The sequence below is a fragment of the Teredinibacter franksiae genome, assembly GCF_014218805.1.
Taxonomy (GTDB): domain Bacteria; phylum Pseudomonadota; class Gammaproteobacteria; order Pseudomonadales; family Cellvibrionaceae; genus Teredinibacter; species Teredinibacter franksiae.
In genome coordinates, this window is sequence record NZ_JACJUV010000001.1 from 436512 (window position 1) to 462159 (window position 25648).

The 25648-nt window shown below is 47.2% G+C and carries 18 protein-coding genes; 10 read left to right on the forward strand and 8 right to left on the reverse strand.

Annotation, left to right across the window (positions count from 1 at the left end):
* The first annotated feature begins 204 nt into the window (after nt 1-204).
* Nucleotides 205-2088, forward strand: coding sequence for a DUF4914 family protein (locus tag H5336_RS01840; RefSeq protein WP_221627963.1), 1884 nt, complete (start codon nt 205-207; stop codon nt 2086-2088).
* 139 nt (nt 2089-2227) lie between these two features.
* Here the strand turns inward: H5336_RS01840 and dbpA are convergent, their stop codons facing one another.
* From dbpA to ahpC, 3 genes are all read right to left on the reverse strand, one after another.
* On the reverse strand, nt 2228-3613 hold the full coding sequence (dbpA, locus tag H5336_RS01845) for an ATP-dependent RNA helicase DbpA (RefSeq protein WP_185230868.1): 1386 nt from the start codon (nt 3611-3613) through the stop codon (nt 2228-2230).
* A 238-nt stretch (nt 3614-3851) separates the two neighbouring features.
* A complete protein-coding gene (ahpF, locus tag H5336_RS01850; protein ID WP_185230870.1) occupies nt 3852-5456 on the reverse strand; it encodes an alkyl hydroperoxide reductase subunit F in 1605 nt (534 codons plus the stop codon).
* Nucleotides 5457-5552: 96 nt separating this feature from the next.
* On the reverse strand, nt 5553-6116 hold the full coding sequence (ahpC, locus tag H5336_RS01855) for an alkyl hydroperoxide reductase subunit C (RefSeq protein WP_185230872.1): 564 nt from the start codon (nt 6114-6116) through the stop codon (nt 5553-5555).
* Nucleotides 6117-6325: 209 nt separating this feature from the next.
* On the opposite strand from ahpC, the gene H5336_RS01860 reads away from it, so the two are divergent.
* From H5336_RS01860 to H5336_RS01870, 4 genes are all read left to right on the forward strand, one after another.
* Nucleotides 6326-7222, forward strand: a complete 897-nt coding sequence (locus tag H5336_RS01860) for a hydrogen peroxide-inducible genes activator (protein ID WP_185230874.1) — start codon at nt 6326-6328, stop codon at nt 7220-7222.
* Nucleotides 7223-7385: 163 nt separating this feature from the next.
* Nucleotides 7386-9236: a hypothetical protein gene (locus tag H5336_RS01865; RefSeq protein ID WP_246438999.1), complete on the forward strand. Its 1851-nt coding sequence runs from the start codon at nt 7386-7388 to the stop codon at nt 9234-9236.
* 100 nt (nt 9237-9336) lie between these two features.
* Nucleotides 9337-9465 carry a hypothetical protein gene (locus H5336_RS23310; protein WP_281385328.1) on the forward strand — a complete coding sequence of 43 codons (129 nt, stop codon included), beginning with the start codon at nt 9337-9339 and terminating at the stop codon, nt 9463-9465.
* A gap of 382 nt (nt 9466-9847) precedes the next feature.
* Nucleotides 9848-12205, forward strand: coding sequence for a beta-propeller domain-containing protein (locus H5336_RS01870; protein ID WP_185230876.1), 2358 nt, complete (start codon nt 9848-9850; stop codon nt 12203-12205).
* Between the two features lie 129 nt (nt 12206-12334).
* On the opposite strand, the gene H5336_RS01875 is transcribed toward H5336_RS01870, so the two are convergent.
* Nucleotides 12335-15463: an efflux RND transporter permease subunit gene (locus H5336_RS01875; RefSeq protein ID WP_313555779.1), complete on the reverse strand. Its 3129-nt coding sequence runs from the start codon at nt 15461-15463 to the stop codon at nt 12335-12337.
* Complete coding sequence (locus H5336_RS01880) at nt 15460-16689, reverse strand: efflux RND transporter periplasmic adaptor subunit (protein WP_185230878.1); 1230 nt, start codon at nt 16687-16689, stop codon at nt 15460-15462. The genes H5336_RS01875 and H5336_RS01880 overlap by 4 nt, the downstream gene beginning before the upstream one ends.
* 458 nt (nt 16690-17147) lie before the next feature.
* Between H5336_RS01880 and H5336_RS01885 the strand changes: the two genes are divergently transcribed.
* Complete coding sequence (locus tag H5336_RS01885) at nt 17148-18335, forward strand: amino acid aminotransferase (protein ID WP_185230880.1); 1188 nt, start codon at nt 17148-17150, stop codon at nt 18333-18335.
* A 58-nt stretch (nt 18336-18393) separates the two neighbouring features.
* On the opposite strand, the gene rraA is transcribed toward H5336_RS01885, so the two are convergent.
* Nucleotides 18394-18873 carry a ribonuclease E activity regulator RraA gene (gene rraA, locus H5336_RS01890; protein ID WP_185230882.1) on the reverse strand — a complete coding sequence of 160 codons (480 nt, stop codon included), beginning with the start codon at nt 18871-18873 and terminating at the stop codon, nt 18394-18396.
* A gap of 110 nt (nt 18874-18983) precedes the next feature.
* On the opposite strand from rraA, the gene glmS reads away from it, so the two are divergent.
* From glmS to H5336_RS01910, 4 genes are read left to right on the forward strand one after another with little or no spacing between them, the layout of a single operon-like run.
* Nucleotides 18984-19397: a methylaspartate mutase subunit S gene (gene glmS / locus H5336_RS01895; RefSeq protein WP_185230884.1), complete on the forward strand. Its 414-nt coding sequence runs from the start codon at nt 18984-18986 to the stop codon at nt 19395-19397.
* On the forward strand, nt 19394-20758 hold the full coding sequence (locus tag H5336_RS01900) for a methylaspartate mutase (protein ID WP_185230886.1): 1365 nt from the start codon (nt 19394-19396) through the stop codon (nt 20756-20758). The genes glmS and H5336_RS01900 overlap by 4 nt, the downstream gene beginning before the upstream one ends.
* Nucleotides 20755-21945 (forward strand): glutamate mutase L, encoded by a 1191-nt coding sequence (locus H5336_RS01905; protein WP_185230888.1) that lies wholly within the window; start codon nt 20755-20757, stop codon nt 21943-21945. The genes H5336_RS01900 and H5336_RS01905 overlap by 4 nt, the downstream gene beginning before the upstream one ends.
* A gap of 2 nt (nt 21946-21947) precedes the next feature.
* Nucleotides 21948-23519, forward strand: coding sequence for an AMP-binding protein (locus H5336_RS01910; RefSeq protein ID WP_185230890.1), 1572 nt, complete (start codon nt 21948-21950; stop codon nt 23517-23519).
* A 172-nt stretch (nt 23520-23691) separates the two neighbouring features.
* Here the strand turns inward: H5336_RS01910 and H5336_RS01915 are convergent, their stop codons facing one another.
* A complete protein-coding gene (locus H5336_RS01915) occupies nt 23692-24222 on the reverse strand; it encodes an EAL domain-containing protein (RefSeq protein ID WP_185230892.1) in 531 nt (176 codons plus the stop codon).
* An 866-nt stretch (nt 24223-25088) separates the two neighbouring features.
* The gene (locus H5336_RS01920) at nt 25089-25469 is read right to left on the reverse strand and encodes a DUF4150 domain-containing protein (protein ID WP_185230894.1); all 381 of its coding nucleotides are present in this window, start codon (nt 25467-25469) and stop codon (nt 25089-25091) included.
* Between the last annotated feature and the right edge of the window lie 179 nt (nt 25470-25648).

Here is a 25648-nt window from a genome sequence, read left to right on the forward strand (position 1 = left end):
TCTACGCCCAAATCTTACCCCTCTTTTGCCACGACCACACCAATCATGTCTGACCAATGAGCAACTAAACACGCCATTGGCATGACCAATTTCATGATCTACATCATACCTATCCGATAGGTATATACCCTAAGCTAGTCCCGTCGTTGTTCAAGGGGCAAGGGAACCTTGAGCAGTATTCAGCCACAAATAGGAGGATTCCCTGTGTCACCTTTTCACCCCGCGTTGCCGTTTTCTGTCCCCATCGAAGTTCAACAGTTGCTAGATGCCTGCCCTCGCTACACCGTAGCCACGGATACCGAAAGCCTAGTAGAGCTGGCCACACGCGATGCGGATGAGAGTGGCTGGCACGAAGTTGCCTACGATATTCCCGGCCAGGGCCGTATTGTCGATGCCCGAGTATGTCGCACCCGCAACGCGGTATCGGCTAACTACACAGACCCCTACATGCGCCGCCGAGACCCCGATTGTCTGCTAATTGGTGACGACCTGCCTACTGATAAAAAACGTTTCGCCGACCTTCACCATCAAAACTTCGATGACGTTCGACAGGAAACTTTTGATTGGCTAAAAAGCCAAGAACTTTGTTTATTCGCTTTTTACGCTGGTGATGAAAATCACGGCTTACCGGCGTTGGTTGTGGCTCCTGCCAACGCCGGATTTTTCGGCCTAGGTCTAGCCCAATTACAGGGCATTACGCCCATCGATAAACTAAGTGCGGATTTCCACCCAAAAGCGGTAATTTATGTAGCGCCAACGTTCCGCTACACCCACTTTGAAGGTAAGCAGCTAGTCGTACACAACCGTGGCGAAGAAATTCACGAACTGTTTAGCTACAATCTCTACCCCGGGCCCAGCGCCAAAAAAGGTGTTTACGGTGTTCTGATTCATCTAGGTGAACAGGAAGGCTGGGTGACGGCCCACTGCTCTACTGTTCAGGTCGTAACCCCCTACGACAACATTGTTACCATCATGCATGAAGGTGCCTCCGGTGGCGGTAAGAGTGAAATGCTTGAGCACGCACATCGAGAGCAAGATGGCCGCCTACTACTGGGGCACAACCTTGTCACTAACGAAAAAACCCATCTCGAATTGCCACGTTCGTGTGATTTACGCCCGGTTACAGACGATATGGCGCTGTGCCACCCCGAACTGCAAACCGATGAGAAAAAACTCACGGTTATCGATGCGGAAAACGCTTGGTTTGTACGTGTTAATCACATCGATCAGTACGGTACCGCCCCGCAACTTGAGCACCTAACGATTCATCCACCCGAGCCTTTACTCACACTGAATATTGACGCTTTCCCCGGCGCAACCACCTTAATTTGGGAACACGTAATGGATGCGCCTAACGAGCCATGCCCCAACCCGCGTGTTGTGATTCCCAGAAAGTGTATTCCCAATGTCGTAGACGGCCCAGTAACTGTCGATATTCGCAGCTTTGGTGTACGAACCCCCCCCTGTACCGCCGAAAACCCAACCTACGGCATTATGGGCATGATGCAGGTTCTCCCCCCTGCATTGGCATGGCTGTGGCGGCTTGTGGCGCCGCGCGGCCATGGCAACCCGTCCATTGTCGATACCTCTGGCGGGCTTGCTTCAGAAGGTGTGGGTTCCTATTGGCCGTTTGCAACCGGCCGCCGTGTTGACCAAGCCAACTTGTTGTTAGAACAGATTCAGCGTACCACCGACAATATGTTTGCGCTCATCCCCAATCAGCATATTGGCTGCTGGAAAACAGGCTTTATGTCGCAATGGGTTTCCCGTGAGTATTTAGTTCGAAGAGGTATGGCTCATTTCAGGCCAGAACAATTAGCTCCGGCGCGCTGCTCTTTGTTGGGTGAAGTGCCCAACCAAATGGTAGTGGAAGGCATGCAGATTCCACCGCATTTTCTTAGAGTCGAAGAGCAACCTGAAGTAGGAGCTGCCGCATATGATGAAGGCGCCGAGCAGCTGTACAAGTTCTTCCACGAAGAACTAACACACTTTCTGGTAACAGATTTATCGCCACTGGGCAGCAATATAATCGAATGCTGTATGGATCGAGGCTCGGTAGGAGATTACGCTAAATTACTCAGACCGTAATTTAGCCTTTAGAACACCTTTAGAGTGGGTGAAGCCAAGGATGGCTCTTTTCTTTTTTAGTTGCCCCTCAGTTTAAATGTACCTTCTTTTTTATTGCCTTCCCTGCACTTGTTTACTGTCCGGCCCTTTAGGTGGCCCATCAGGAAATATGACGTACCCTAAATGAACGGCCTTTAAGTGAGCCCTTGCCAATAATGCTTAAGGCCTCTTTATAAACCGAACGCTCCACAGCTACATACGCGTAATTTTCCTGAATACTTATTTTACCCACCTGCTTTCCTTGTATGCCACGCTCACCGGTTAGCGCCCCCAATATATCGCCCGGGCGGAGTTTTTGCTTTTTTCCGCCATCAATTTGAAGGGTGGTCATAGCCGGCTGCTCGGGGGTTCGGTCTAACAACGACGCAGGGGGTATTGGCAGGCAGTCGTGTAACGGATCGATATCACCGTCTAATTTAAGCACTTTATGAACCTCTTGCTCACTGAATAGCGAGCAAGCGATACCTTTACTACCCGCCCTACCCGTTCGACCAATACGATGAGTGTGTACCTCCTGATCGCGTGCGATTTGATAATTGTAAACCGCATCCAAAGATTCGATATCCAGCCCTCGAGCAGCGACATCGGTAGCCACCAGTATTGACACACTCTTGTTAGAAAAACACGCCAATGACTGTGTACGGTCTTTTTGATCAAGGTCGCCGTGGAGCGCCAACGCGCTAAAACCATACCCCTTCAAAGCATCGGTGACCTCTTGGGTTTCTCGCTTGGTATTGCAAAAGACAATAGCCGATTGAGGACGCTGCTCCAATAACAACAGGCGCAACACCTGCAAACGCTGACGATTGTCATCCACCTTGTAAAAGCGCTGAGCAATTGTACTTTCATCGTGGGTGGAAAGCGTTTGAACCATTTCCGGCTGCACCATTATACGCTGCGCTATCGCTTGAATTTCACCCGGGTAGGTGGCACTGAACAGCAATGTTTGGCGCTTAGCAGGCAGCATGGCAATAATCTGGTCCAGCACTTCCTGAAATCCCATTTCCAACATACGATCGGCTTCATCTAACACGAGCGTAGTGACTTCATCCAGCTTTAAGGTGCCCTTACGAATATGCTCATCCAATCGGCCTGGCGTTCCTACAATAATGTGTGACCCACGCTCCAAAGACCCAATTTGTGGCCCAAAGGGCATTCCGCCGCAAAGCGTTGTAACCTTTATGTTTTGAACGGATCGAGCGAGGCGCCGAATTTCCTTGGCCACCTGGTCAGCCAACTCACGTGTTGGGCATATAACCAGTGATTGCACACGAAACCGTTTAACCGCTAGCTTTTCCAGTAACCCAAGCCCAAAAGCCGCTGTTTTCCCTGAACCGGTTTTACCCTGCCCTATTACGTCTTTCCCGACCAAAATCAAGGGCAAACTTTGCGCCTGAATTTGCGTCATTTCGGTATAACCAAGGGTGTCTAAATTAGCCAGTAAAGCCGTATTCAGTTTCAAAGACGAAAATTTGCGTGTGCTCAAAGGGAAAATCCTTGAAGGGGAAGTAAGGGGTACTTAAAGCGTGCATACTAATGCCAAGGGCTGGAAATTACCATGACGATCACGGCCAAGTTTTCGGTTTCCATTTACCCTGCACCAACTAAGTGTAAAGTCGCGCTTCTCAGGAGCAAGTTCATAGGGCCACAGGGCAGAACAACGCAAAGCCAATGATGATTGATCAACATTGGCCAAGCGAAACTACACCCATTTGCGTTAAACTTTAGGCAACACAACTCTCAACTTCCGTCTCGCCGCTTACCGCTACCTGCCCGTGATTTTTCAATAGATACTCAAATGCTGACAGCGATGCCTTAGACCCCTCTCCCATGGCAATAACGATTTGCTTATAAGGTACAGTGGTCACATCCCCCGCCGCAAAGATACCCGGTTCGGAGGTTTCACAGCGTTCATTGATAACAACTTCACCGTGTCGCGTGCGCTCCACCAAATCACCTAAAAATGCGCTATTGGGCACAAGTCCAATTTGCACAAATACGCCGTCTAGGTTTAAAAGGGTATTCTCCCCCGACTCACGGTTTTCATACTCAATGCCGCTTACCTTACCCTGCTTGGCGACTATTTGTTTCGTTGCTATATTTTTTAAAATAGTAATATTACTGCGCGCTTCAGCTTGATCAATTAAAACTTTATCGGCCTTTAGCTCAGGCATAAACTCAAACACGGTAACCGAGTTAACAATACCCGCAAGGTCGAGCGCAGCTTCGATACCCGAGTTTCCTCCGCCAATTACAGCGACGTCCTTGCCTTTAAAAAATGGGCCATCACAATGCGGACAGTAGGCCACGCCATTACCAATATTGTCTTTTTCTCCAGGAATCCCCAGCTCACGCCACTTCGCGCCTGTCGCAACAATCAGTGATTTTGTTTCAATCACTTCACCAGAGGAGAGTGTCACTTGTTTCTGGTGTCCATTTTCAATATTGGTTACACGTAAATGCTCTTTTACGGTAATCTCGTATTCGTTAATGTGGGCCTGAAGAGCACCAGATAACTCTGGGCCCGTTGTTTTAGGAACCGATATCAGATTTTCTATGCCCATTGTATCCTTCACCTGGCCGCCAAGACGGTCGGCAATTAAAGTGACATTCAAGCCCTTGCGCGCGCTGTAAATCGCTGCCGCAACGCCTGCAGGACCACCGCCAATTACCGTTACATCTTGCAAAGGAAGCTTTTCGGTATGAGCGCCATGCAACACTTCCGGGTGTTTTTCAATAAGTTTGTCAATAAGCCCAGCCGTTTCCACTTTGCCGTTCGCAAAAAGCTCACCATTTAAATAAACGCTGGGTACGCCCTGTATATCTCTTTGTTCAATTATCTCTGGAAAAACACCGCCATCGATCATTTCCGATGAAACATTTTCGTTAATAATGGCAAACTGATTAAGCGCCTGAACAACATCCGGGCAATTATGACAACTCAAACTAATAAATACTTCGAACTTCAATGGCGTTTTCACGCCCTTAACAATATTTTTCAGGCTGTCATCGAGCTTTAATGCCGTACCACCACTGTGGAGTATGGCCAAAACGAGAGAATTAAACTCATGCCCACTGGGAATTCCGGAAAATACAATACCGTTCATCACACCATCAACTTCCAGTGCAAAGCTCATAGGGCCGCGTAAACTTTCAACACTTTTGCGAACCTCTACATTGAATTGGGTAGAGACAGAGGCCAGCGACGTTAGAAATTCCATCAGTTCCTCACGCTTGGCATGGTCGCCCCGCTGTAACACAAACGTGATGGTCGATTGCAGGTTAGCGGTATAGCTTTTCACGGCTGCAAGAATGTCTTTCGATAACATGGTTCTGCCCCTTCAATAAAATTAGGTCTGTCGTTCGGCAGGGGCCTTGTGAGCCCCTGCCGATAATCGCGTTACTGGGTACTCTTTACCCGAGCTTTAGATTTTTCCAACGAGGTCCAAAGATGGCGCTAGTGTCGCTTCGCCTTCTTTCCACTTAGCTGGGCAAACTTCACCGGGATGAGCGGCCACGTACTGAGCCGCCTTTACTTTGCGTAACAGGTCTGCCGCGTCACGACCAATGCCTTCGGCGGTGATTTCCATCGCCTGAATAACACCATCTGGATCGACCACAAAGGTTCCTCGATCGGCCAGGCCCTGATCTTCACGCATAACCTCAAAATTCCGAGTAATTGCGCCCGTTGGGTCGCCAACCATGGTGTATTTAATTTTGCCGATAGTGTCGGACGAGTCATGCCATGCCTTGTGGGTGAAATGGGTATCAGTCGATACAGAGTAAATCTCAACACCACGGGATTGGAATTCTTCATAGTGATCGGCTACGTCACCCAATTCAGTTGGGCATACAAACGTAAAATCGGCTGGGTAAAAGAAGAAAACGGACCACTTACCCGCGAGGTCGGTGTCACTAATTTCTACGAATTCACTGTTCTTATAGGCATTGGCGTTAAAAGGCTTGATCTTGGTATTGAGTACAGACATGTTTATGCTCCAATTTAGGTAATACAAAACAAGGTTTATAAATCAGTTTGTTGCTGATCTCTTCAGCGTTAAGCACAGATTAACGAACCACCTTCGATTAATAAAATCACTTAAATAGATCGTTACATTCTAAAATACTGAATGTAGATTCATTGCCTATGGCCACCCAAACCGGTATACCTAACACCTTGATCAAACCCGGAGCCCCCATGATTTCGACCAAACAGCTAATTTATGCCCTTGCCGTAGAGAAAACCCTGCATTTCAAGAAGGCCGCAGAGGCCTGTAATATCTCCCAATCGGCACTCAGTACCGCGCTAAACGAGCTGGAAAAACAGCTAGGCTTGCAGATATTTGAGCGAGACAACAAGAAAGTACTGATAACGCCGGTCGGCAGGCAGGTTTTAGACAAGGCTCGGCAAGTTAAAACCACACTGGAAGAACTGCGACAGCTGGCCGACAGTCAAAAAGAACCCCTTAGCTTTCCCATCACGATTGGGGTGATTCCCACCATAGGGCCTTATTTACTGCCACGTATACTGCCCACCCTCACTCGCCAGTACCCTAAATTGAAGCTACAAATAATCGAAGATCAGAGCCATGTACTGGTGGATATGGTACGCAACGGTGAAATCGACACGGCGATATTGGCATTGCCATTCGCCACACAGGGGCTACTAAGGTTTGATTTTTGGGAAGAGGATTTTTACTGGGTTACTCAAACCGACGACCCGCTAGCCAATCAAGAGCACATAACCAGCACAGAATTCGACCAACAGGCCCTACTGCTCCTAAAAGACGGGCATTGCTTAAAAGATCACGCGTTAGCAGCCTGTAAATTTTCGGTAACCAGCCAACCATTTTCCGTGGGTGCCACAAGCTTGAATACCATAATGCCCATGGTTGCCGCCGGTATGGGTACAACTATGGTACCGGAAATGGCATTGGATCAATTGGTTAGGCCTCACCCGGAACTTCGAGCCGTACACCTTAACGAATCCAGCCCCCACAGAACCATTGCCTTTCTCGTGCGGCCCGGCTATGCCGCACTGAATAGCATTGAGCGATTAATGGTTTTATTTAAACGAACCTTGGAGAAACCTTAAACCGACGGCTGTTCACACGGAAAAAGCCACATCGATCAACTTCTTAACGGGCCTGCTTCTAACAAACTAAATAAAATGGCTACTCGGCTGTTGCTGTCCTTGAGGTTCTACTCTTGGGCCAATACCCTGCTCGCAATCACAACAATAACGGTGAGGCGTGGGCATGAGACATAAAGCCGAACATGTGAACTTTTGGCCAGTCACCAAAAGAGCGCTTCTGATTATAAGTGCCGCTACCCTACTATCGGCATGTGGTGGCGAAGCGAGTGATTTATTACCCGAAGACCCAGGTAGCGAACCGAGCAACCCAGCATCGACATCGGGGGCATCCTCTGCGGCCGAATCCTCTCAAGAGTCCAGCCAAAACAGCCCGGCTGGCAATATGTCCAGCGAGGCCTCTTCCTTCAGTAGCCGTAATTCAAACAACAATGGAAGCCCAAGTAGCTCTAGTTCTAATCCCAGTTCTAGTTCTAATCCCAGCTCCAGTTCCAGTTCTAGTTCTAGCTCTAGTTCTAACTCCAGTTCTAACTCCAGTTCTAGCTCTAGTTCTAGCTCCAGTTCTAGCTCCAGTTCTAGCTCCAGCTCCAGTTCTGATAACGGCACAAACCAATGCGCTACATATGACTGGCCGGGCTATGAGCCTAGCTTAAATTACGATTTTCGTAACGACTTCGTCGATATCGACCCGGAAGAATTTGACGTATTTTACGGTTGCGACCAAAGCCTTATTGCCGGCGTAAAAACGTCCGGTTGGTATAATTTTATTTGGGGGCATGATCGCAACCCAGACATTACCGACGAAGATATAGACCGGGTGCTGGCCAACCTAAATGAAGATATGGCTTACGCCCGTGATGTAATGGGCTGGCCGCCCGATAAACTAGCGCAGCAGGGTTATTACAGTAATGTCTACCTATTCGGCTCTGGCCTGTGTACCGACTCAGCGTCTAATACTGAAAAAGGTGGCTGGCAAAGTGGCATTAACGGCTACCCCATGGTGCTACTGTCCTACTATCCGGTTGTAACACCCGGTGAACGCGGTGGTATTACCCATGAAGCGATTCACACCATTATGGCAACACTGGGCAACAAAGCGGCCTGGTTCAACGAAGGTGGGAATACCTGGTTGCAAATGAACATGGAGGCTTCGCGCACCGGGACTTATGGCGTAGGGTTTTTAGATGGGGCGCCCTTCCTCGCCCCTCATATGCCCATAGAAAATTACAGCGGTTGGTTGCAAGACGGTTCTTTTGGCGGCCCCAATGCTGAAGGTGTTAACCAAACACGCAATGGCCAGCAAATATCGACTTGGCGTGACTATTTAGGCGGGCACCAATACAACTCCGTGTTTTCGCACTTTCTGTCATTGTATGTTTCCAAAGGGGCTAACGCCTGGATTTGGAAAAACGGCAGTGAAAACCATATTCTCGCCTCACTGGCCGGCGGCTTGGGTGCAGAGCAAACCCAACATCTGATTATGGAATATCGCGCTCGCCAAGCCATGCTTGATTTCGGACCCTGGACAAACGCGTTTAAGTCTCCCATTAATGGCAACTGGGGGCGTACCATTGGCGCCGAAGAAATCGATGGTGGCATATTGCAGGAACCTGAAGTCCACAGATTAACCTTTTATGCCGATACAACGCTCGACAACGACATACTCACGCCAAAAACAGACACCCTCCCGGGTTGGTCTGGCGCCAACCAAGTTCCATTAAATGTTAGTGGCGACAAAGTACGAGTAAGTTTCGAACCTTTTGCAGACAATATGCGTATGCAGCTCGCCTACCGCGCCGAAGATGGCTCTACCGTCTATAGCCAGCCGGTTGAAAATGGCGAAGCCTGCTTAAACTTGGATAAGGCACCGAAAAATGGCGTGGTGGTAGCTGTCGTCAGTAATGTAGATTATCTGTACACCGGTGAGGAAACCCGCACTCGCAAGCATGACTACCGCCTTCATTTGGAAGAAGGTGTTACCGGAACAGCGTCACTGTACGAAAAACATTTTGAGTAAGTCATATTCAAAAAACTGAAGATGAGGTTTCAAAATATTCAATGTTCAACACCTCTTTGCTACGGCAAACTACAAGCCTAAACGGAGAGGAGGTTGAGCAATGAGAGATATTATTAATGTCATGGTGGAATGGTTTGAAATTTCGGACCAGCATAAACCGCAAGCAAAAACAGTTGGCAACTGCTGCAACTATGCCAACGATTATTACGGCGACCAAAAGTGTTACTAGATAACCGCATGACAGGGGGCTATATTCAGCTCCTTTTCCCGTGGCACCATTAACAAAAAATATTTATACGCGCCAATAGCTTTCTGTACCTCCAAATATTTTATTTCAATACATTTTATTGATACCGAAAGCACAAGAATTAAGCGAAATCAAATAAACAAACCCGCCCTATATTGACTCTGTTAAGAATCACTGAGACACTTAAAATTAAGCACAACCACCCTGTTGTGCTGAACGATAATAATAGTGTTTTTTGCGTCTTTGGCGCACCAATTTCCATCACATCTTAATTTGCATGTTTAGCTAACAGACATTCCCTCGTCAATTTCTACGTGTGCAATTCCATTTCTATTAACGACGAATTATCGGCAGGAGCTGTTTCATGACTCGTAAACTAGGATTTATATTTTTTCTCTGCATGATGACTTTCAACATGAAGGCCATCGCTGAAATCTCATGTTCTGTAACTACAGAAGCCTGGAATAATGGCTATCTCGCAAACGTAACGGTAACCAACAATGGCGATAGCGCCCTCAGTAATTGGCGTGTTACCCTTCAATTCAATCAGGCCCCCAGTATTAATAACGCCTGGAGTTCAGATTTTGTCGTCAACAACAATACCATTGAAGCGTCTAACCTTTTCTGGAATGGCCACTTAAACGCTGGCGATAGCGCTTTTTTTGGGTTTGTTGGCAGTCATAACGGTGATTTTTCTGAACCCACCTGTTACGCAGACCCACAAAATGAAGCCCTTGCCAATTATCTGCGTCAAGGGCTACTTAACCACCTAGGGAGCCGAACAGGTACCAGTAGCTCTACCGGCTCCTCCTCATCGTCTTCCGCCGCTTCATCGAGTTCGGCTGGCAGTGCATCACAGGAAGACGACATCACCAACACCCAAGAAGGTGGCGTAGACGAAGCTGATATTATTGAGTCCGATGGCACACACCTATTCACAGTTCAGCGAATTTACAATTCCAGCTCAAGCTCTAGTTCTAGTTCCGGTTCAACCCCATCACCCACAATCACCGCCAGAACGACGGTTCACATTACGGCTCACACCACCGATTCCGTTACCGCGTCTACAGAAATTGCGGGAAGCTTCAGCCTAGCCTATGACAACACTCAAATGAACCTATCGGGTGCTTACCTTCGACAAACAGAAGAAGGCAACACCTTGGCGGTCGTAGGTGAAACATCTAATGTGTATTCGTATGGCTGGTACTCATCGTACAACGGTTATTATCCGTATTATCAAACGTCCAACAAAGTATCGATCGTTCTTACTAACACAGATGATCCAAGTGCTATGAGTGAAATCGAACGATTGAGTTTCGATGGATCTCTACTTTCAAGCCGTAGAATTGGCAACATGCTCTATGTTGCCAGCCGCTACAGCGCAAACATGTCTCGCTTAGGGCTCGCACTTAACAATACCACCACGGCCAATAGTCAAAATATCGAGTTGGCCACCAACGCGGCTTTGGAAGACATGCTGCCACACATTTATGACCCGTCGGGCAATAGCAAACCCTTGTTATCAGCCAGCGATTGTACCGTCCCAGAATGGCCTGAAAAGGCCGATGCATACGCAGGGTCACTGGTCGTACTTACGCGTATTAATCTCGATGATACCAGCGAGATTGAGTCGCGCTGCTTACCCGCTTCGGCAACCGATATTTACGCATCGCAAGAGGCTATCTATGCCTTTGGTTATGGTTATTACAGCGGAATGAAAATATACAAATTCGCCATTGATGGCGCGATGGAATACCGGGGTAGCGTTAAACTTACCGGTAGCATTCCCTGCAGGCCCGCGTCCTATTGCTTTGGCGAAAAAGATGGCGTGTTGCGAGTGTTATATAGGGCAACGAATAGTAGCGGAGCATCAAGTTCCAGCTCCAGTTCCAGCTCCAGTTCCAGCTCCAGCTCCAGCTCATCCAGTACGGGTACAACACCCTACCGGCTGGCGCTCATTCAAGAATCTGCGGTGGAGAATAACGCGCTTGAAATTGTTTCAACCCTGCCCAATGAATCCCGTCCGGAATCCATTGGTAAACCGGGTGAGCTGATTTATTCCATGCGTAGCTTTGGCGACCACGCCTATATTGTAACCTTCGAGAAAGTAGACCCTTTATATGCAATAGACTTAAGCAATCCAGCCGATCCATTTATTGCAGGGGAAATTGAAGTAACCGGTTTTTCAAATTATCTTCACCCGGTCGGCGAAAATTTATTACTCGGTATAGGCAAAGACGCCATTTTCGATGAGGCAAGGAATATCACCTGGTTTCAGGGTGTCAAAGTCGAGCTGTTTGATATTTCAGACCCAACAATGTTACGTAGCTTAGGTAGCGAAATCATCGGTAAGCGTGGTTCATCCACCACGGTGAACTATGACCCCCGCTCCTTCGCATTTAGGAACGACGATAACGGCATTCGTTTTTCACTGCCCGTGCAAGTAAAAAATCGGCTTCCGCCTGGTGGTAACCCCGATCTGTTGAATCAGCACTACTACTGGGATCACAACGGTTTATACGCCTATGAAATAGAGACCAACGCCCAAGGTGATGCCCAGCTGACACGACTTGGTATACTAAAAGCAGCGAGCGCTGCGGAAGGACAAATGACTTACTCTGGCCCATCCGTTTCTAACGACAGAGGCGTTTTGGACGACGATGCCGTTTACTATCTGCATAATTTTAGTTTGTACTCATCATTGGTGAGTGAGCTAGAATAAGAGATTTTAGTATAAACGACTGTATACTGGGGTAACATTCGTTATCCCAAATACAACCCAAACACAGCCCGAGCTTTCGCTCGGGCTTCTTCCCGAAAAATTCGGCTAGACCTGTAAAAGCACCCACACTTACTCTGAAACTTTTTCAGCGGTGTCCTGTAATTCGCTTCCAACATCAGTGCCCTCAGATCGAATAAACGCCTTCAGATCCTCCAGCATCATATAAAAACAAGGCACAATAATAAGAATAATAGCGCTGGCAAAAACAATGCCGAATCCCAACGATATCGCCATAGGTATTAACTGCGCGGCCTGCCGTGAGGTCTCCATGATAATCGGTGCAAGGCCGCCGAAGGTTGTCAGTGTTGTTAAAAATATTGGCCGAAAACGCCGAATACTCGCTTCACAAATGGCCCTTTGCGCAGACAGGTTGCCTCGATGCCGATTGGCATAATCCACCATAATAAGCGCGCCGTTTACCACCACACCCGATAAAGCCACCATACCCATAAGGCTGACCAACGACAAATCATAACCCAGAAGCAAGTGCCCAAAAACCACACCGATTAAGCCAAAAGGAATTGAGATCATCACAATTAAGGGCTGTAAATAACTGCGAAATGCAACCGCCAACAGGGAGTAAATAATAAACATTGCCATGCCAAAGCCGCTCCACAACACATGGGTAGACTCACGCATTTCGGCTTCGCTGCCCCGAAAACTCCAGGTTATGCCTAGGTAATCTTTTCGTAATTGTGGCAGCACATCCTCGTTCATAACCGCACTTACCCGGTTAATCGCGCTTTGCGGCTCCACGTCCATCCCTACATTAATCACCCGACGGCCGTTACGACGACTAAGCGAACTGAATGCTTCACTCAATTCAGCATTGGCCACATCATGCAAGGGTACTTCTTGATTAGCGGGTGTACGTACAATCAAGTTATCGAGGGTATATTGTTGCTGACGCTCCCTTAGGGGTAATTTAACCCGCACTTCAATTTCGTTAGTACCACGTAGCTGCCGCAGAGCAACAGCACCGTAAAAAGCATCGCGTACCTGGCGACCGACACTGGTAGGGGTTAACCCCGTAGCCTCGCCCTCCGGCAGCAGCGTAAAGTTGTACTGCAACTTACCCTTGTTAAAATTATCATTGAGATTCCGGGTATTGGAAAACTCGGCCATTCGCGCTTTAAAGTCCATGGCAGCAGTGGCGAGTAGCTCAGTATCACTGTGGCTGAGATCTACACTAATATCATCACGCCAGCCACCGGGGCCACGTTCCGCTTCGAAGGTGATTTGTTCGACACCGTCGATATCGCCAATTTCGTTTCGCCAAAGCTCAATCACTTCCGCTGCGCTCATGTCACGCTCATCGGGTGGCTTCAACACAATTTCTACATCGATAAAACTTTTACCGCGAACATTTGTTTTTATGCCCTCGGCAACAGCGTAGAGATTATGCGCGTCAAACATTTGATGGGTAGATTCGGTAATAGCATTGGCTACGCGCGCAGCCTGTTCTAGGGTGGTACCCACCGGCAAACGTACACCGGCCTCTATTTCATCAGCCGCCACCCGCGGCATCATAATCATGCCCATATGATCACTCACACCATAGGCACCGGCCACAATCAGTAATGACAGCGCAGAACTTACGGTGATATAGCGAAAACGCAGGCAAAGCTCGATGACCGGGCGATATTTTGTTTCGACAAAACGATTAAAACCCCGCGCTATTTTTTGTTGTTGCGTATAAATTTTTTTCCCAATTTTTGTGCGCGTTTTTACACGATTGTGAGCCAAATGTGCAGGCAAGATATACAAAGCTTCAACGAGCGACAGCAGTAATACCACGATGACTACAACAGGAAACGGCCACCAGAATTTCCCCATAGTGCCGGGTATAAACATAATGGGGACAAACGCGACGATGGTAGTGAGAATGGTAAAAATGACCGGCATGGCAATTTCGCGCGTGCCAGTAATAGCAGCTTCCATGGAGCTAATACCGCGCTGGCGATGTTCGTATACGTTTTCTCCCACCACAATGGCATCGTCCACAACAACACCCAGCACCACCAAGAAAGCGAACATGGAAATCATGTTAATGCTCACCCCAATAAACGGCAGCACCAGTACTCCACCCACAAATGAAATACACATGCCTACCATAATCCAAAATGCGAGACGCAATTCCAAAAAAACTGAGAGAATCGTAAATACAATGAATATCGCCAACCAACCATTACCCAACAACAACATAAGACGGTCACGAAAATCTTCAGCGTCGTTCCTATCAATACGATAGGACACACCAGGCGGAAGGGTAGTATCGAGTTCAGTTAATACGGTGTTGACCGCAGCTGAAATGTCCAGTGGCGACTGATCACCCACCCTAAATATTTCTATATCCATTGAGGGTTGTCGATTAAATTGAGCGTGAAACCCCGACTCCTCAAAACCATCATAAATATTGGCAATATCCCCCAACCTAACTATGGCGCCCGCGTTAGTCGTTACCACGGGAATTTCGGCAAACTCTCGCGCCCATTGCTTGCGCTCTTTTAGTCGCAAAAGAATTTCACCGCGACTGGTTTCAATAGCACCCGCCGGTACATCTCGGCCAGACAACTCGATTTTTCGTGCGACCTCACCCAAAGTTAATCCATAGCGTCGCAATTGCTGCTGAGATATTTCTACATGGGTAACATAGTTGGGCGTTCGGCCCAGCTCCACCTGAGTTAGAGCCTTTTCGGTAAGCAGGCGGTCGCGCACCTGCTCGGCCAGTTCACGTAGGCTCCAAATATCGATATCGCCGTACAGGCCAATCTCCATAACCTGGCGCTGATTAGCCCGAATGCGCACCTGAGGGTCTTCGGCATCGTCTGGAAACGTACGCACACGATTCACGGCTTGCTCCACTTCCTGAAATGCCCGCATGCGTTCAGTGCCGTTCACCAGTTCCAGACTTACTCGGCCAGAACCTTCCCGTGCCTGCGACGTCATCTCCTTAATTCCCTGCACGCCGCGCAGAGCACCTTCAATAGGCTGTAATATGCCCTGTTCCACCTCCTCTGGCGACGAACCTGGGTAGCGAACATCCACTTCAATGATGTCTAACTCAAATTCAGGGAATACCTGTTTTTGTACCTCGAAGGCCATAAAAAAACCGCCCCCGAGCAAAATAACCATTAACAGGTTAGCGGCTATAGCATTGCGAGCCATCCAAGCGATGGGGCCACTATTTATGTTCACGAGCCAGTCTCCATGGCGTTAGCCGCTTCCACATTTGAGCCTTCAACTGGTTTTAGCCGAAGCTCAGCACCATTACGCACACGAGAGAGATCCGTGATTACAATCTTGTCGCCAGCGAGTATTCCGCTTTGTACGTATGCAAAGCTATTGTCCTCAAAAACAATATCCAGCTCTCGAATCACCAATTTATTGTTTTCCATTAGCCAGGCCGTATTGTTTTTTCGGACGTACCGGCGCGCCAGTTTCACCACGTCAACAAGGGGCCGCGCCGCAATTACACACTCTACGTAACTCCCCGCGAAAAGCTGTGCAGCACCTGTATTTTGCTTTTGCCTAGCAAGTGGGTCTTGCACCTCTATAATCGCACGCGCCATACGGGTAGCGCCTTCCAGCGAGCCGATAACGCTTTTTAAATACCCAATGCGACTTGCGCCCGCTGGCCAAGCAGTGCGATGACGCAGGCTCACTTTGCTACCTTCATGCTCTGTGTTCGGTAATTGAAGCCACGGCAACTTCGCCAACGGCAAGCTGGCTTCCACCCAATAGCTGTTAAGGCCCACTAATTCTGCCAGGGTATCGTTGGTGTCCACGTTGGAACCCAACTCGACATTACGGCTAACAACCTGGGCATCAAAAGGTGCGCGCACCTGTGTACGCTCCAAATCCAAACGCGCCTGCGCCAACACCGCCTCGGCCCCCGTTACCTTGGCACGTGCACTGCGCATTTGTGGCTTGCGTAAAATCAGCTCCTGCTGCATACCAGACAATTCGCGATTCAGCCGCTCGTAGTCCCGCCGCGCCGCCGCCTGCTCACCGGCCTCAATCGCAAGCGACGCCTGCGCCTGTGCCAACTCACCTTCCCGCTGCTGCAACTGGTGCCCGTAGTCGGCGGGGTCTATGGTCAATAGAACGTCACCCTTTTTTATGAAACCACCGGGGAAAAAACCCTCCGCTCGGTGTGTAATCTGCCCCCCTACTTGAGCCCGCAGCAGCACTCGCTCCGCTGGCACCACTGCGCCCATGGCAATAATCTGCGGCTGAAAATCACCCCGCTCGGCGGTCACTACCTCCACAAGCATGGCCGTTCGCTTAGTGGCTGCCTCACGTTTTGCCTCAGGTTCTGTACTAAAAATAACCTGCGTCAGTAACAAACCCACCAAGAATATGGCCGTACAAATATAAAACGTGCTTTTGAGTGAAAATGGCGCCGAACTCGCTTCGCTCACGGAAGATCCCCCTAGGTGGATTTATCATACTTTTGATATAGATTACTGAAATATACCTGAGCCGCAAGTTGGAGTCGCACTGAAAACCATTCTCCACGCCCTTAAGCGAGCGACCCATTCTAGAGTCAACGCGCAGTTTAAGTCAGTCAAAACAAGCCTATAACCATCGTCAACAACTGTACGACAGAAGTGAAACACAGTAATATTACCGCCCGTTACGTACCAAGACGGCAGACGGAAATAACCAAACCCTTGGTCAAGTCATGCCTGTCGTAACGCCTCGTATCAGAAGACTTTTACAGCTATTAAACCAATTAATTATGAATAGCGAGCATTTCTTTAATGGCATTGAATATTCTGCACCACCCAAAAGGGGCGTCCAATATACAGCGGTAAACCACGCTGCTCTTCCTAGAATCACAACCCACTCTTAAGTCATTTTGAAGGTACAAAAGCCTATGTTTTCTCAGTTACAGCAACCACCCGCTGACCCTATTTTGGGTTTATCAATAGCCTTTAAGAGCGATAGCAACCCTAACAAAATCGATCTCGGCGCCGGGATATATAAAGATGCCGACGGTCAAACGCCGGTACTGGCTTGCGTGAAAACGGCTGAAAAATTCCGCACTGAAAACGAAACCAGCAAAACCTATTTAGGTTCTACTGGTTCGGCCCTGTTCAATACCAGAATGACCGACCTTTTACTCGGTGAGCATACCGTAATTGCGGAAAACCGCATTCGTACTATATCCACACCCGGTGGCACCGGCGCCCTGCGTATTGCCGGTGAATTTATTAACCGCTGTACACCAGGCGCTACTATTTGGGTAAGCAACCCCACGTGGGCGAACCACCAGGGCGTATTTCAGGCCGCAGGTCTTAAGATAGAAACATACCCCTACTACGATTACGCGAATAAAAGCCTCGACTTCAACGGCATGATCGAAGTATTAAAAAAAGTGCCCAAAGGTGATGCCGTATTACTCCATGCCTGCTGCCACAACCCCAGCGGTATGGATTTAAGTAAAGAACAGTGGCAGCAAGTTGCTGAAATTGCCAAAGAAACAGGCTTTACGCCCGTCATTGATATTGCCTATCAAGGGTTTGGCTTGGGCCTTGAAGAAGATGCCTACGGCCCGCGCTTAATGGCCAACACTGTAGACGAAATGATTATTTGTAGCTCCTGCTCCAAAAATTTTGCTCTGTACCGAGAGCGCATTGGTGCCTGTTCAATTATCGGTAAAGATACAGCGTCTGCCGATATTATTCATGCGGTTCTTCAACGTGTAGTACGCGTCAACTACTCCATGCCACCCGCTCACGGCGCAGCGTTGGTAGAAACAATCCTAGGGTCACCAGAGTTAACCGGGCAGTGGCATGAAGAGCTAAAAGTAATGCGCGATCGCATCAGTGGAATGCGTAGCTTAGTGGTAGCCAAACTGATCGAAAACGGCGTAACCCGTGATTTCAGTTTTATCACTCGCCAAAACGGTATGTTCTCATTTCTCGGTCTTAGCCCCGAACAAATCGAACGCCTGAAGCAGGAATTTGGTATTTATATCGTCAATTCCAGCCGCATCAGTGTTGCCGCCATTTCGCCCTCAAACGTGGACTACCTTACCCAGTCCATCGCCAAAGTACTTTAAAAACAGTAGGTCAAAACAAGCAACTGCGGTGGTTAGGGTAACCACCGCATTATTCCCATTAAACGATCTTTTCCGCCGTAACAATTACACCGTCGGTATCCGCATATAAATAATCGCCATTATTTATCTCTACCCCCCCAAAAGAGAGCCCAACGCCCCTCTCTCCCGAAGTAACGGGAATAGACTTCCGAGAGCAGGTGCCCAGTGCGTACAACGCTACGGGAATATCCTTTATCTGCAAAGTGTCACGGATATAGCCGTTAACCACAATTCCCGTATAGTTATTGTTATGGGCGAATTTCATTAAGTTTTCACCCACAACAGCGTAGTAGGCTTGGTCTACATCCACCACAACCACCTTGCCGGTACCGTCTTCATCGCGCAGCAGCTTAATCAGGTCAGAGTTGTTTTTGTCCAATTTAATCGTCAGTACTTGGCCCTCACATCTGCCTGCGCCACCGTAGTTTTGGTAGCCCGCTGCCAACACACTGACCTTATCATTGTGGTCATCACAGATATCTGCCGTATAATTTGTCATACAATAATGTCCTTTACCCAATTTTAGCTCAGCATTCTATCACTAGAGGCCCTTTTTCCTTGAAGCTTTTGCTATCATTGCGCCCTTTAAAACATTAGGCGTCACGACAAATGAAGGTAGTTACAGGCGTAGTGGGCAACGACATCCACGTAGTCGCTAACCGGCTGATTGATCTTTCTCTGCAAGCCAGAGGATTCGAAGTGTTCAATTTGGGCGTAAATACATATTTAGAAGAGTTTTTCGACGCTGCGGTGGAAACCGGAGCGCAGGTACTGCTCATCTCCTCCCTCAACGGTGAAGCCGAAGGCTGGGGGCGCGAGGTTAAGCGACTCAAAGCCAAATACAACACCTTGGATAACCTCATCATGATGATTGGCGGCAACCTCACCGTTGGCACCGGCAATACCGAAGACATAGTACCCAAGTACAAAAACTATGGCTTTGACCTGGTGTGCCACCAAATCGACCTAAACACCGGGCTCGATCTGCTAGAAGACTTTATTCAAAAGAGAAACACACAATGAGTTTATTGCAAGAAGAACGCGAAATAATTCTTAGCAATGAGTATGTCGATACCTTCGACTTTGCTGAAGTTGAAGAATTCGTTAAAAATGCCAGTAAAGAGCTGTTTATATCGCATCACTTTAAAAACAAAAGCAAAATGCTCGTTCAGCCTCGTGGAGGCTTTCCCACCTATGAAAAACAGTTTGCACTGAGCGAGTTTTTTGTTAAAGCCGACGTCGATGTACTGCCATTAACCGTTGACTCCAATACCCGCCTGAACGACTACGCCACCGCAGAGAAAATGCTCCGTTTAAGCGAAGAAAGCGATGTAGACATGCTTAATGGCTACCCGCTGGTCAACCATGGCTACCGAACGACTCGCAAGATGATCACCCACTTCAACAAGCCGGTAAGTCTACGCCATGGCACACCTGATGCGCGCCTGCTGATTGAAACAGCCATAGCCTCGGGTATTTTTGAGATTGAAGGCGGCCCTATTACTTACCTACTGCCCTATTCCAAAAATTTCCCTTTAGACAAAGCCTTTTTGTATTGGAAGTATGTAGAGCGGGTTTGCGCAAACTACTCAAAACTTAACGAACCGATTAATCGAGAATCCTTTGGCCCTTTGACCGCAACCTTGGTACCGCCGTCGATTACCATTGTGATTCAATTACTGGAGATGCTCCTGTCCCTAGAAGAAGGCGTTAAGTCTTTCTCTGTCTCATTTTCACAGCAGGGGTCGATGGTACAAGACATTGTTACCGGTGCCGTTATTAAAAAGCTAGCCAAGCATTACGCCGAAGAAATCGGCTGCGAAGATGCCGCCATTCATTTGGTTTACCATCAGTGGATGGGCGCATTTCCAACCAACAGGGAATATGCCGATCAGCTTATCAATATGTCTACGGTTATAGCCTCCATGGTGGGTGCCGACAAAATAATCACCAAAACCTGTGAAGAAGCCATTGGCATTCCCACAAAAGAAGCGAACGCCAAAACCGTCGCAAATACCCAGTACACCCTCAGAATCCTCAACGGCCTACCAGCCGTTGTAGACGAGGAAGAAGAGGAAATTCTTACGCTAGAAGTCAAAGCCATAATGGAAGCGGTATTTAATGACCCTGCCGACACCCTCTGGCGCAAAGTATTTAACTCGATAAAAAATGGTGTTATTGATGTACCTTTTTCTCCGCACATTATCAACCATAATGAAATGATCACCATCCGCGACGCCAATAAAAATATTCGAATAATTAAACGGGGTAACGTACCCATACCCGACCGCTGCTATGAGTACGAAAAAGCACAGTGCGACCTTAAGAAAGACACCACCAGTATCGTCAATGATATTGTTCACGATATAGGTATTATGCAATGACCAAAAAAACTGAAAAACTACTGATAGATGTTGGCAGCACCTACTTTAAGGTTAGCAGCATCGATCATATAGAGCAGCATTTTCGGGATTTCAACAAAGACATTCTTGACGACTTAATGTCCAAGTGCGACAGCACCATTACCCGATTCAACAAAGAAGACATCCATATATGCTCTTCGGCCAATGGCGGCCTAAGCGCACTCATCATCGGTATAACCAACTCCTATTCACTGAAATACGCCACCAATATTGCCTACAACGCGGGCGTCAACATAATTGACACCATACTCTACCAAGAGATTGAAGAGTGCTCGCTACCCAGCGACCTGATTGATGTCGTAGTCATTGTGGGTGGCATTGATTCAAAAGCTAATGTTTTCTCCTCTACTCTATTCGACTACCTTGCAAAAATAAACTATTCCAATATCGTTTTTGCGGGAACTGAACAAGACAGTCTAGCGATAAAAAACAATATTGAAACGGTTGTTTTATTGCCTAACATTATCGATGGAAAACTCCACATAGTAGAAGATCATCTTCGTGAATACTTAACGAACCTGTATCAGCAAGATATCGAAGGCAAAGAGGACATCAAAAACCTCTACGGTATTACCGCCAACCAGATTTACCCGACCCCCTACATTGTAAACAAAACGCTGCCGCTGATAGACGCTAGCTATTCAGTGGTAAACCCGTTTATTTTACTGGATATTGGTGGCGCCACTACCGACGTCCACTACTCTAAAGACCTGGTAGACGAAAACATCGTAACTAAAAATGAATACGATCGATTGGTGTTCAAAAAACTTGGCGTATACAAATCGAAACAGTCGCTTATTTACGTAGCCAAGAATAACGAATTTGTCTATGAACTATTGATGCACCTTAAAGTTACCGAAAACATCTTTATTGAACACAGTGAGAAAGCGACTAAAATTTTAATGCAACTCGCCATCTTTTTAGTGTTATGCAAGATGTCGAGCTACCGCAAGGCGTATATCAATCTAAAACTGCTGGCCATCAACTCAATTGTACTTACGGGTGGCATCACCAAGGTTCTAACCAAGGAAGATGTGGAAAATATAATTTCGTTTTTCTACAAAAAAATTCTTACTTCAGACCATAACCCAGCGACCATTATGGATACCAACTACGATATCTGGACGCTAGGCGCAGAAGGAAAATAGCTATGTCAATAAACTGTGTAAGAACATTACTGGAAGACGCCGCAAGAACGCATAAAGACAAAACCGCCTTAATAGCAGGCCAAAGCAGTATTTCTTATGGCGAACTCTTTACCAAGGTGAACCAAGTAGCCTTTTATCTGAATGAGCTGGAGCTACCAAAAGAATCTCGCATAGGCATATACTCCAACAAGGGTATAGATCAAGTTGTGGCTATACTCGCCATATTGTCGACAGAGTACATTTTAGTGCCGCTTACCAAGCTACTCAAAACCGAACAGGTAGAGTATGCGATTAATGATTGCGACATAAAATGTATTATTACCGACAAACTTAAACTTGAGAACATTGAAGAAATTTCGTTTGATGGCCACATTATTTCTTACGAAACGGCGAGCAAAGAAACCCCCTCTTTCGAAGAGATTTACAAGTATTATAACAAACCCTACCAATGCGATATTAACGGCCACAGTAACGCGGTAATCACCTATTCCTTTGGTATTTCTGGCACACCAAAAGGCATTGTTATATCCCACCGAAACCTAATTGACTCTGCTAGAGTAGTCACCCAATACCTAAAGCTGCAGCAGGACGATGTTATCTCCGGCATGCTTATTTTCAATCTGGATTACGGCCTGAATCAACTATTCTGCACATTGTATAAAAGAGCAACCCTAGCACTACATCGCTTTTTGCTTCCCGATGACTTTTTCAATCATTTGATTAACGACAAAGTCACTGTTCTACCTCTAATGCCTTTCAACATTTCGCAAATATTCGAAGACGGCACCGATAGAACACCAAGCCCAGAACTCTTCGACAACATTAAAACCATTACTTCATCAGGCGGTACCGTTACCGCCAAAATGATTGAGGATTGTAAAAACACTTTTAGGAACGCTGACTTCTATTCCATGCACGGTCTAACCGAAGCATTTCGCTCTACCTACCTCGCTCCCTCGCAGGTACAAATAAGGCCCGACTCTATCGGCAAGCCCATTCCCGATGTTGAGCTTTACGTGATTAACGCAGAAGGCAAGGAATGTGCTCCACGTGAAGTAGGCGAACTGATTCACCGCGGCAGCTATATCTATCGAGGCTTCTGGAATGCCCCCGAACAAAACGCCCAACGTTTCAAATCCATTCAGCTCCTAAAGGATGTGATCAATCTAGACGGCCAACTCACCGATGAGATTGTTGTAGCCTCTGGCGACTATGTTTACAAAGATGAAGAGGGGTATTTTTTCTTTGTCTCTCGTCATGACGACATGATCAAAACCCGAGGGTTCCGAGTTTCACCCTACGAAATTGAATCTGTAGTGGCAAAAAACCTTCCTCAAATACGCCAAAGTGCCGTATTTGGCCTGCCTAACGAAAAAATTGAAGAGGAAATTGTTTTAGTATATTCCGCTGCCAGCGAAATACCAGAAAAGGAAATTCTGTTTGAACTTAAGAAGCACCTCGCTTCGTACATGATCCCGAGTAAAGTCATCTACAAACGATCTCTACCACTTGTACAGAGCGACAAAAACCGGGTCAATAAAGCCGACTTAAAGCGAGAACTTTCTGCAAGCTAAGGCCCTCAATATCAAAACTGAAAACCACCAGCCCCGGTGGTTTTCAAGCCCTCCATCATGTAGTGCAGATAAACTTTATTCCTACACAGCCCGAAAAAATTAGAATGGAGCCCTTACACTAACGCAACTATCAGGCAGAAGATAATACTCAAAAAATGTTTACCCCCCCCCACTAACGCATCAATATTTGAGACCACATTTTCCGAGGAGCAACACCGTACCCCTGAAGATAATCAACACCCAACTCCTGAAGTTTTTCCATTATCTCGTCACTTTCGACAAATTCAGCAATAGCCTTAATCGACATTACATGACCGTTTTCGTTAATAGATTTAACCATTGCCAAATCGATTTTATCATCGACAACATCCTTTACAAAAATCCTGTCAATTTTCAAGTAATCAACATCTAAGTTTTTAAGGTAGCCGAAAGATGACAGCCCGCCGCCAAAATCATCAAGCGCGAATTGGCAACCGAAACCCTTCATACGCTTTATAAAGGCACTGACAACACTAAAATTCCTAATCGCAGCCGTTTCAGTAATATTGATGAGCATTATAATTCTAGGCGAGAATGCGATATAAACAGGTTCTCTAGCGTAAATGCCGGCCTCGGGAAATGGCTTATCAATGCCATTAATATACAAATGGTATTTAAATACAGCGCAATCTTCAATCGTTACATCGATTCGACTTTTTAACATCTCTTAATGTTAAGATCTAATCCACCGTTTTGTTTTATGACTTGTATTCACTTTGCATTAAGCTCATTGGGTTGAATGTAGTCAGAATAAAGCGAGCCATATGAATAGTCTTGTACAACACCTAAAACACGACAATATAGGCCAGCTATTAATTGATTTTCACCTCTGCGTTGCCTGGCAAGCCTTAGTGTAAGGCAAACTCCGTAGCGGAACGCTATTGCCTTTCCCTGCAGACCAACGCTGCTGCAATAAGGTGCTAGCCCACGCCCTTCGGGGCTTTGTGTGCGACCCATATTTATCACACGATATCAACACCCCAATTCGCGCCCCAATACACCTGCCTATAAAAGTGAGAGGCTTCGCTAGACTAGCGCCTCCAGCTCCCAGTTGCACGCGCTAGAGGACATGCCCACTTCAGGTCTAAATATTCACCTTCAGAAGGCTTCAGAGAGAAATAAAGTTTGCGCCTGACGTGGCTACATAACGGATCTTAAGATGTTTGCTTAACAATGCGCTAAATCAGGCAATATTGGCGAGCTGAGAGACTGGTTATGGGTTATGGGTTATGGGTTATGGGTTATGGGTTATGGGCTCTGATACCGATTCTCAACAAAAAAAGGGCGTGCCTCTCAGCCGCCCTTTAATGCATTGATAAGCTAACATGCTCGCCATTGACACCCTCAAATTCCAGCGGTGCTAACCGGCGAGATTTTCGCCACCGCACTTTAGAAAATATCGGATAATGTTCGCTTGTGAAACTCAAGTGCTGCAACTCATCCGACGAGAAGCCACTGCAGATTACTATAATCTCTGAATATAAAACCGAGCTAAGCATGAAAGGATGTCACGCGAGCGAACGAAAGTCGCTAGCCCATTATATTTTTTTTGTTATGGAATAAAGGGTCACCCATACGGCAAACACTTTTACCTTCAAACTTCACATCCATGGAATACATCATAAATTCACACACCCCCATCTGGTCACTGCTGATCAGGCCCTTAACAGTACCAGCCTCATCACCGGCACTGCGGGAGTATTGCGCACCTTTGACCATGGGCATTTTACCATCCGTTTTAACGGATTTTGGCCCCTTGCTGGTATCGGAGGCTTTGCCGATATTGGGATAGGGAATAGGCACAGGCCCGCCTGGAGTCGGCGTTTTGCACACATCAGGGAATACCATACTCAGCCCGCCACTGCCTTTGTGGGCAATCCCGCGCGCATTTGCAAATGTTGTTTGACCCATAATATTGTCCTTAAAACAGTCTCATTCAATCCTACACACAAAGAAGGCCTTGCAGCAAGGCTGAAGCTCAATAATCGGAAATTTAGCAAGGCAGCCCCCACTAAAGGAAATAGTCCCCTAGCAGATGAAAACCAAGCTTGTACTATTAACACTATTGACTATTTAGCCCCATTCGACCT

Excerpts from the sequence above, each read along its gene's own strand:
- ahpF (WP_185230870.1), bottom strand. The coding sequence starts at position 5,456 with ATGTTATCGAAAGACATTCTTGCAGCCGTGAAAAGCTATACCGCTAAC.
- H5336_RS01860 (WP_185230874.1), top strand. The coding sequence starts at position 6,326 with ATGATTTCGACCAAACAGCTAATTTATGCCCTTGCCGTAGAGAAAACC.
- H5336_RS01910 (WP_185230890.1), top strand. The coding sequence starts at position 21,948 with ATGTCAATAAACTGTGTAAGAACATTACTGGAAGACGCCGCAAGAACG.
- H5336_RS01870 (WP_185230876.1), top strand. The coding sequence starts at position 9,848 with ATGACTCGTAAACTAGGATTTATATTTTTTCTCTGCATGATGACTTTC.
- H5336_RS01885 (WP_185230880.1), top strand. The coding sequence starts at position 17,148 with ATGTTTTCTCAGTTACAGCAACCACCCGCTGACCCTATTTTGGGTTTA.
- glmS (WP_185230884.1), top strand. The coding sequence starts at position 18,984 with ATGAAGGTAGTTACAGGCGTAGTGGGCAACGACATCCACGTAGTCGCT.
- rraA (WP_185230882.1), bottom strand. The coding sequence starts at position 18,873 with ATGACAAATTATACGGCAGATATCTGTGATGACCACAATGATAAGGTC.
- H5336_RS01905 (WP_185230888.1), top strand. The coding sequence starts at position 20,755 with ATGACCAAAAAAACTGAAAAACTACTGATAGATGTTGGCAGCACCTAC.
- H5336_RS23310 (WP_281385328.1), top strand. The coding sequence starts at position 9,337 with ATGAGAGATATTATTAATGTCATGGTGGAATGGTTTGAAATTTCGGAC.
- H5336_RS01920 (WP_185230894.1), bottom strand. The coding sequence starts at position 25,469 with ATGGGTCAAACAACATTTGCAAATGCGCGCGGGATTGCCCACAAAGGC.
- ahpC (WP_185230872.1), bottom strand. The coding sequence starts at position 6,116 with ATGTCTGTACTCAATACCAAGATCAAGCCTTTTAACGCCAATGCCTAT.
- H5336_RS01865 (WP_246438999.1), top strand. The coding sequence starts at position 7,386 with ATGAGACATAAAGCCGAACATGTGAACTTTTGGCCAGTCACCAAAAGA.
- H5336_RS01915 (WP_185230892.1), bottom strand. The coding sequence starts at position 24,222 with ATGTTAAAAAGTCGAATCGATGTAACGATTGAAGATTGCGCTGTATTT.
- H5336_RS01900 (WP_185230886.1), top strand. The coding sequence starts at position 19,394 with ATGAGTTTATTGCAAGAAGAACGCGAAATAATTCTTAGCAATGAGTAT.